The following is a 6,470-nucleotide window of genomic DNA, read 5'->3' on the forward strand; positions in this document are numbered from 1 at the left end:
CCGCCCGGAAGTAGTCCGGGCGGGGATTCGCACCCGCGTCGCACGGTTCCCCGAGAATCGTGCGACCGCGGGCAAAGACTGCGACCGCGGTCAGCTGCCCTTCGCCGGGCCGAAAAGCTCCTCGCCGTGCTCGTGGAGGATCTTGTACGCATCGGCGAAGGTCTCCGGCTCCTTCTCGCCGGGCTTGCCATAGCGGGCCAGAAGCAGTCCGAGCAGTCCGCGCGCCGGGGGCGTCAGCGGCTTGAGGTGCTCCTTCACGTCGGGTTGCGGCACCGCTTCCTCCGGGTTCGGCGGTGTGTAGGAGGGCTTCGTCGTCGGCCAGTCGGCCGGATGCCGGGGTTGGTCCAGGTTCACCACGTTGAACAGGGTGTTGGCCGAGGCGTCCCGCTCGTTGAGGGGCTCCAGGCCGTGCAGCCGTGAGAGCGTCGCCGTGACCGAACCGTGGTGCATCTCGTCGTGGATGATCGTGCCGCGCTTCGTGTACGCCGACACGGCGATGGCCGGGACACGGCATCCGAGTCGATCGAAGGTGAATCCCATCTCACCCGCTTCGGTGTCTTTCGTGGGCTTCGTCGCGGCGGGCGGCGGCACGTGGTCGTAGCATCCGCCGTGTTCGTCGAAGGTGATCAGCAGCAGGGTGTTGACGGCGTTCGACCCCGTCGGCGACGCGCTCGTGCGCACCGCCTCGTAGATGTCGTGGATCAGCAGGTCACCCGCGCGCACGTCGGAGATCGCGCTGTCGAAGACCTCTTCGCCCTCGACGAAGCCCTCCCGCGGTGAGCCGAACGGCGGGTGGAAGTCGTTGTGGTCGTAGACCATCCGCGGCTCGATGAAGGCGTACGCGGGGAGCTTGCCGTCTTTCGCGTCGGCGTAGAAGTCCTCCATCGTGCCGAAGTGATCCGTGCGCCAGTACTTCTCCAGAACCGGGGCGTGCAGCATGCCGGTGAAGGAGACGAGCTGGAGCTTGTCGATGTAGATCTTCCAGTCGAGCTTCTTCTCTTCGAGCCGGTTGAACACCGTCGGCGCTGCGGGCGCATCGATCCACTTGTCGTAGCCGCCGCCGGCCTGGTTCGTCACGAAGCCGTGCGACGTCGAGGCGTGGAAGAAGGAGCGATTGCAGAACGTCTGTGACGGGACGCCGGCGTACCAGTGGTCGAACACCGCGAACTCGGCGGCGAGCGTCGACAGCACCGGCAGCATCGCGGGGGAGAAGGAGCCCATGATGTGCTTCGCCTCGTCGACGCTCGGCTCCTTGCCCTTGCGCAGCCGACGGAAGTTGATGATGTAATCCTGGAGAAACCCCGACATCGAGGCCTTCTCGCCGTTCGTCGGGGCGTTGTAGGGCGCCTCCATCTGGTCGACGAAGAGCTCGGCATTCGACTTCGGATCCACCGTTCCGAAGATCTGGGTGTTGACGTGCGGATACTCCTCACCCGGATCGGGATCGGGGTGACTCATGATGCGATCGGTCTCGCCCTCGTAGACGTGCGCCTCGACCACGGTGCCGTCGGACGCCTTGTTGCTGTGCGTGCCGAATGCCAGGCCCTCGAACTTCTCACCCGCCGGCAGGTTCTCCTTCGAGTAGAGATACCCGAGGAGATTGTCGAACGAACGGTTCTCGCCCATCACGACCACGACGTGGTCGAACCCCGGCTCACTGCGCGGGGTCAGCGCGGCGTACGGGTCCGGATCGTCGGCGAAGCCGTCGCGCGCGCCCGCCGCGACGGATGCTCCGATGGCAGCGCCACCCGCGCCACCGACGACCGCGCCGGCGAGGGCCGCCCCGCCGATCTTGAAGAAGCCTCGGCGGGAGGTATCGGGTGCGGGGGAGGACTGCACGTCATCGTCGGCCATGCCGCGATCCTATGGCCGTGGCGTCTCATCGCCGTGGGATGCCGTGGAACTACCCCTGGTGAAGAGGCGTCGGGTCGGTGATCGAGGGGCCGGGCCTTCAGGCGGCGGCGATCCAGAGCAGGGCGCCGTCGCGCCAGCCGAGACCGGCGGTGCCTTCGGGGATCGGATCCTCGTGCCGGGGGCGCACGACTCTCATCCGCTTGCCGGCGAGCTCGACGATGTAGACGATGTCGGCCCCACGATAGACGTGGGCGATGACATCGACGCTCACCGGGGCATCCGCGCCGACGGTGGGGGACAGGTGCAGGTCCTCCTGACGGAGCACCACTTTTCCGCCGCCGTCCGGGCCCGCACCGGTCAACGGCATCTGGATCCCTGTTCCGTCGAGCGTCGCGACAGCGCCCGAGCGGGTCGCCGGAAGGAGGTTCGCCGCCCCGATGAAGTCGGCGGCGAACGGGGTGCGCGGTGCGCCGTAGAGCTCGGCCGGTGCACCCTCCTGCTCGATCACACCGCCGTTCATGAGGACGATCCGGTCGGAGAGGCTCATCGCCTCCTCCTGGTCGTGCGTGACGAACACGGTGGTGAGCCCGAGGGTGCGGTGCAGCTCCTTCAGCTCGACCTGCATGTCTTCACGCAGCCGGGCGTCGAGGTTCGACAGCGGCTCGTCGAGCAGGAGCACGCGGGGCTCGAAGGCGATGGCCCGGGCGAGTGCGACACGCTGCTGCTGACCGCCCGAGAGCTGCGCCGGCATCCGATCGGCGAGGTGTCCCATCTGCACGCGCTCCAGAGCCCGCACAGCGAGCTCCTTCTGCTCGGCCTTCGACTTCTCGCCCGACATCCGCAGACCGAAGCGCACGTTCTCGACCACGCTCATGTGCGGGAAGAGCGCGTAGCTCTGGAACATCATGCCGAGGTGCCGCTTCTCGGGCGGGAGCTTGGTCACATCCTGACCCGCGATCTCGATCGTGCCGCCGCTCGGGGATTCGAGGCCGGCGATGCAGCGCAGGAGTGTCGTCTTTCCGCAGCCCGAGGGGCCGAGGAGGGAGACGAATTCTCCGGACTGCATCGAGAGGTCGATGCCCTTGAGCACCTTCGTCCCCTTGAAGTCCTTGGTGAGTGAGGTGATGGTGAGTGTTGTCATCAGACGAACAACCTTCCCAGGCCGATGATGCGTTCGAGCACGATCATGAGGACGACGGTGAGCAGGACCATGAGAGTCGAGACGGCCGCCACGGTGGGCGACGTGCTGAACTCCAGCTGGCCGTAGATGGCGATGGGGAGCGTCTCGAGCTGCGGGGTGCGCAGGAAGAGGGCGATGACCGCATCGTCGAACGAGATGTTGAAGGCGAAGAAGGCGCCGGCCGCGATGCCGGGGCGGGCGATCGGGAGCACGACGAGCCGGTAGCGATTCCAGGTGCTGGCACCGAGAGTGCGCGCCGCCTCCTCGGTGAAGTGGTCGGCGCGGGTCATCACGCCGGTCACGGTGCGCATCACGTAGGGGATCGCGATGACGATGTGGATCGCGATCAGCACGCCCACGTTGGGTGACCCGATCGTGAGCGACGCGATGGACAGGGCGCCGATGGCGAGGATGATCGTGGGGATCGTCAGTGGCGACATCAACAGCGCCTGGATCGCCGCACCGCCGGGAACCTTGAAGCGGGTGAGAGCGAGGGCGGCTGCGGTGCCGATCGCGGCCGCGAGGATCGCGACGGTGATGCCGACGAGCAGACTCAGGCGGAACGGCTCGAGGTAGGTGTCGGAGGTGAGCGCCTCGACGTACCAGTCGAGCGTGAAGCCCTGCCCGGGGAACGTCAGGAAGCGGTTCTCGCCGACCGAGGCGCCGGCGACGACCATGAGCGGCACGAGCATGTACAGCGTCACGACGACGCCGAGGACGATCGCGAGGATCCTGCCGAGGAGGGGAACGGAACGGACCATGGTCACACCTTCTGCTTCCCGAGCCGGGACGTCGCTGCGAGCACGAGCATGACCCCGGCGAACAGCAGCACGGCCTGCGCGGCCGCGAACGACCAGTCGAGGTTGGTGGTCGCGTCGACGTAGATGGTCTGCGCGAACACCGGGATCTGGGCTCCGCCGATGAAGCGGGGGGTGATGAACGAGCTCACCGACAGGACGAAGACGAGCGAGGCGCCGGCGACGATGCCGGGCACAGCGAGGGGGAGGACGACGTGTCGCAGCGTGCGCCAGAACCCGGCGCCGAGCGTGCGGGACGCCTCTTCGAGCTGCGGGGTGATGCCGGAGATGACACCGAGGATGCTGAGCACCGCGAAGGGGAGGAGCACCTGCACCATGGCGATCACGACGCCGGTCTCGGTGCCGAGGAAGCCCTGGGTGCCGCCGACGAGGAACTCCGCGCCGGGGATCTGCATCATCAGCCCGGAGGGTCCCATCAGGACGACCCAGCCGAACGTGCGGACCACGACGCTCGTCATGAGCGGGAGGATCACGACGATCAGGAGGAAGGAGCGCACCTTCGAGCCGGCGCGGGCCATCACATAGGAGAGGGGGATGGCGATCACGAGGGTGATCACCGTCTGGATCACCCCCAGGCGGAGCGAACGCAGCGCCGCCTGGAGGTGATATTCACTCGTGAACAACCGGGTGAAGTTGTCGAGGGTGAACCCGCCTGCCGACGATTGCACGCTCATGAGGAGCATGCCGGCCACCGGCGTGACGAAGGCGAGCGCGAGCAGTGCGATCGCCGGCAGGAGCAGGAGCCAGGGCTCCCTACGGGTTCGGACGCTCATTTGGTGATCAGCGCATTCCACTCGTCGGTCCAGGACTGACGGTCGGCGGCGATGTCGCCGGGCGCGTAGACCACGACCGTGTCGAGCTCGTCACCGGTGAGGACCGCATCCGCCGCGTCGTCCGAGAGCTCCGCCTTGGTGTTGACCGGCGAGTACCGCATGTTCTCCGCGAAGACGGCCTGCGCTTCGGGGCGCAGCTCGAAGTCGATGAAGAGCTTCGCGAGGTCGGGGTTGTCCCGGCCCTCGACGACGTTCGCCGTGATGAGGGAGGCGGTGGCGCCCTCCTCGGGGACGATGAACTCGACCGGAAGACCTGCGTCCTGCAGGGTGCCGGCGTAGTCCATCGCGTACGGAGCGATCCACGTGTCGCGCTGGGCGAACGCGGTCTGCAGGTCGGGCGACGTCGGGACCACGATCGCGTCGCCGGCCGAGGCGAGTGCCCCGAGGTCGGCGATGGCCTTCGAGGGGTCGTCGATTCCGCCGCCGAGAGCATCGGCGACGCGGAGCATCGAGAGCACACCGTACGTGTTCGAGAAGTCCGTGAGGGCGACGTGACCGGCGTACGCGTCGTCGAACAGGTCGAGCCACGAGGTGGGCGCCGGAGCATCCGCCTCGGTGTTGTAGACGAGTCCGATCGGCGCCAGCTGGATGACGGGGCCTTCGCCCCGCTCGAGGCCTGCGGTCGCGAGGTCGATCAGGTCACCGGACTCGGACAGGTCGTCGGCCGCGATCGGGGCGATGAGCCCGTCCTGAGCGGCCGTGAACTCCTGGCCGCCCGAGAAGTGCACGACATCGATCTGGGGGCTCGCCTTCTGGGCGGTGACCTGTGCGAGGGCGTCGGCGCTGTACAGCGTGATCAGCTCGACCTTGGCACCGGTCTCCTCCTCGAAGGGATCGACGACGGCCTCGATGAAGGCCTTCTCCCAGTCGCCGCCGAACGAGGTGACGACGATGGTCTCGCCGGCGAACTCCTTGTCGCCGGAGGATGCGGTGTCGTCACCGGATGCACAGCCGGCGAGGACGAGGGCGCCGGTGGCGACGAGCGCCCCGGTGGTGAGGATTCTTCGGGTATTCATGCACTGCTCCTTCGGGATGGGTCCAGCACTGAGTGAACGCCTTAGACCAGGCGTCCGATGGTGAGCTGCTTCGCTCCGTCGATGCGGATCGCGGCGCTCTCCTTGGCGAATTCCGCGAGTCCTTCGGTGATGCCGCCCCAGATGTTGACGGGTGTCCATCCGAGCGGGCCGAGAGTACGGGCACCACGATCGTAGAAGACTCCGATCTCGTACCACTCGAACGGCAGGCCGCCCATCTGCATCGGACGCTGCCAGTACCACTGCAGGTCACCCGGTGCGGGCACGACCTGCTGGTTCTCGAACGGCACCTTCTCGGGGTCGAAGTTCTGGGCCTCTTCGGGAAGGCCGACCATGACCTCGGGTCCGGCGTACATCGCGTGCATCGCCTGCATGGTGACCGGCTTCTCCAGCGCACCCCACATGGCTTCGCAGGTGCGAGGGGCGAGGTCCTCGAACAGGGTGGCGACGGCGCGGACGCCGTTCTCGTACTCGAGGAAGACCTGCTTGGTCATCGTGTTCCTTTCTCTGCAGCGGGGTGTTCCGCTGCGCGTTCACGGGCGGCCGAGACGAACGCCGCGAACAGCGGCATCTCCTCTGCGGCCTCATCGGGGGCGATCATCTTCTCGGGGTGCCACTGCACCGCCCAGAATGGCCAGTCGTCGTCGGCCTCGACGGCTTCGACGATGCCGTCCGGCGCCCAGGCGACCGGATGGAGGCCGGGGGCGGAGACGTCGATCGACTGGTGGTGGATGGTGTTCACGACGCGATT

7 protein-coding genes are annotated in these 6,470 nt (G+C 67.3%); all 7 read right to left on the bottom strand.

Annotated elements, in window-relative coordinates:
• Positions 1-90 precede the first annotated feature (90 nt).
• The gene (locus ACNPM4_RS09215; protein ID WP_448985471.1) at positions 91-1,854 is read right to left on the bottom strand and encodes an alkaline phosphatase family protein; all 1,764 of its coding nucleotides are present in this window, start codon (positions 1,852-1,854) and stop codon (positions 91-93) included.
• A gap of 97 nt (positions 1,855-1,951) precedes the next feature.
• A complete protein-coding gene (locus ACNPM4_RS09220; RefSeq protein ID WP_448985472.1) occupies positions 1,952-2,995 on the bottom strand; it encodes an ABC transporter ATP-binding protein in 1,044 nt (347 codons plus the stop codon).
• Positions 2,995-3,795 carry an ABC transporter permease gene (locus ACNPM4_RS09225; RefSeq protein WP_262002409.1) on the bottom strand — a complete coding sequence of 267 codons (801 nt, stop codon included), beginning with the start codon at positions 3,793-3,795 and terminating at the stop codon, positions 2,995-2,997. The genes ACNPM4_RS09220 and ACNPM4_RS09225 overlap by 1 nt, the downstream gene beginning before the upstream one ends.
• A 2-nt stretch (positions 3,796-3,797) precedes the next feature.
• Positions 3,798-4,625: an ABC transporter permease gene (locus ACNPM4_RS09230; RefSeq protein WP_029264225.1), complete on the bottom strand. Its 828-nt coding sequence runs from the start codon at positions 4,623-4,625 to the stop codon at positions 3,798-3,800.
• Entirely contained in the window at positions 4,622-5,701 is a 1,080-nt protein-coding gene (locus ACNPM4_RS09235) for a polyamine ABC transporter substrate-binding protein (RefSeq protein ID WP_029264226.1), read from the bottom strand. The genes ACNPM4_RS09230 and ACNPM4_RS09235 overlap by 4 nt, the downstream gene beginning before the upstream one ends.
• Before the next feature lie 41 nt (positions 5,702-5,742).
• Positions 5,743-6,213 (bottom strand): DUF3830 family protein, encoded by a 471-nt coding sequence (locus tag ACNPM4_RS09240; protein ID WP_017829890.1) that lies wholly within the window; start codon positions 6,211-6,213, stop codon positions 5,743-5,745.
• On the bottom strand, positions 6,210-6,470 hold a 261-nt coding region (locus tag ACNPM4_RS09245), incomplete at its 5' end, for a gamma-glutamyl-gamma-aminobutyrate hydrolase family protein (protein WP_448985473.1). The genes ACNPM4_RS09245 and ACNPM4_RS09240, both read right to left, overlap by 4 nt.

It is taken from the genome of Microbacterium umsixpiens, assembly GCF_053543675.1.

What these genes read in the sequence shown, in the direction of transcription:
- ACNPM4_RS09215 (WP_448985471.1), bottom strand. Translation starts at nt 1,854, where the DNA reads ATGGCCGACGATGACGTGCAGTCCTCCCCCGCACCCGATACCTCCCGC.
- ACNPM4_RS09220 (WP_448985472.1), bottom strand. Translation starts at nt 2,995, where the DNA reads ATGACAACACTCACCATCACCTCACTCACCAAGGACTTCAAGGGGACG.
- ACNPM4_RS09225 (WP_262002409.1), bottom strand. Translation starts at nt 3,795, where the DNA reads ATGGTCCGTTCCGTTCCCCTCCTCGGCAGGATCCTCGCGATCGTCCTC.
- ACNPM4_RS09230 (WP_029264225.1), bottom strand. Translation starts at nt 4,625, where the DNA reads ATGAGCGTCCGAACCCGTAGGGAGCCCTGGCTCCTGCTCCTGCCGGCG.
- ACNPM4_RS09235 (WP_029264226.1), bottom strand. Translation starts at nt 5,701, where the DNA reads ATGAATACCCGAAGAATCCTCACCACCGGGGCGCTCGTCGCCACCGGC.
- ACNPM4_RS09240 (WP_017829890.1), bottom strand. Translation starts at nt 6,213, where the DNA reads ATGACCAAGCAGGTCTTCCTCGAGTACGAGAACGGCGTCCGCGCCGTC.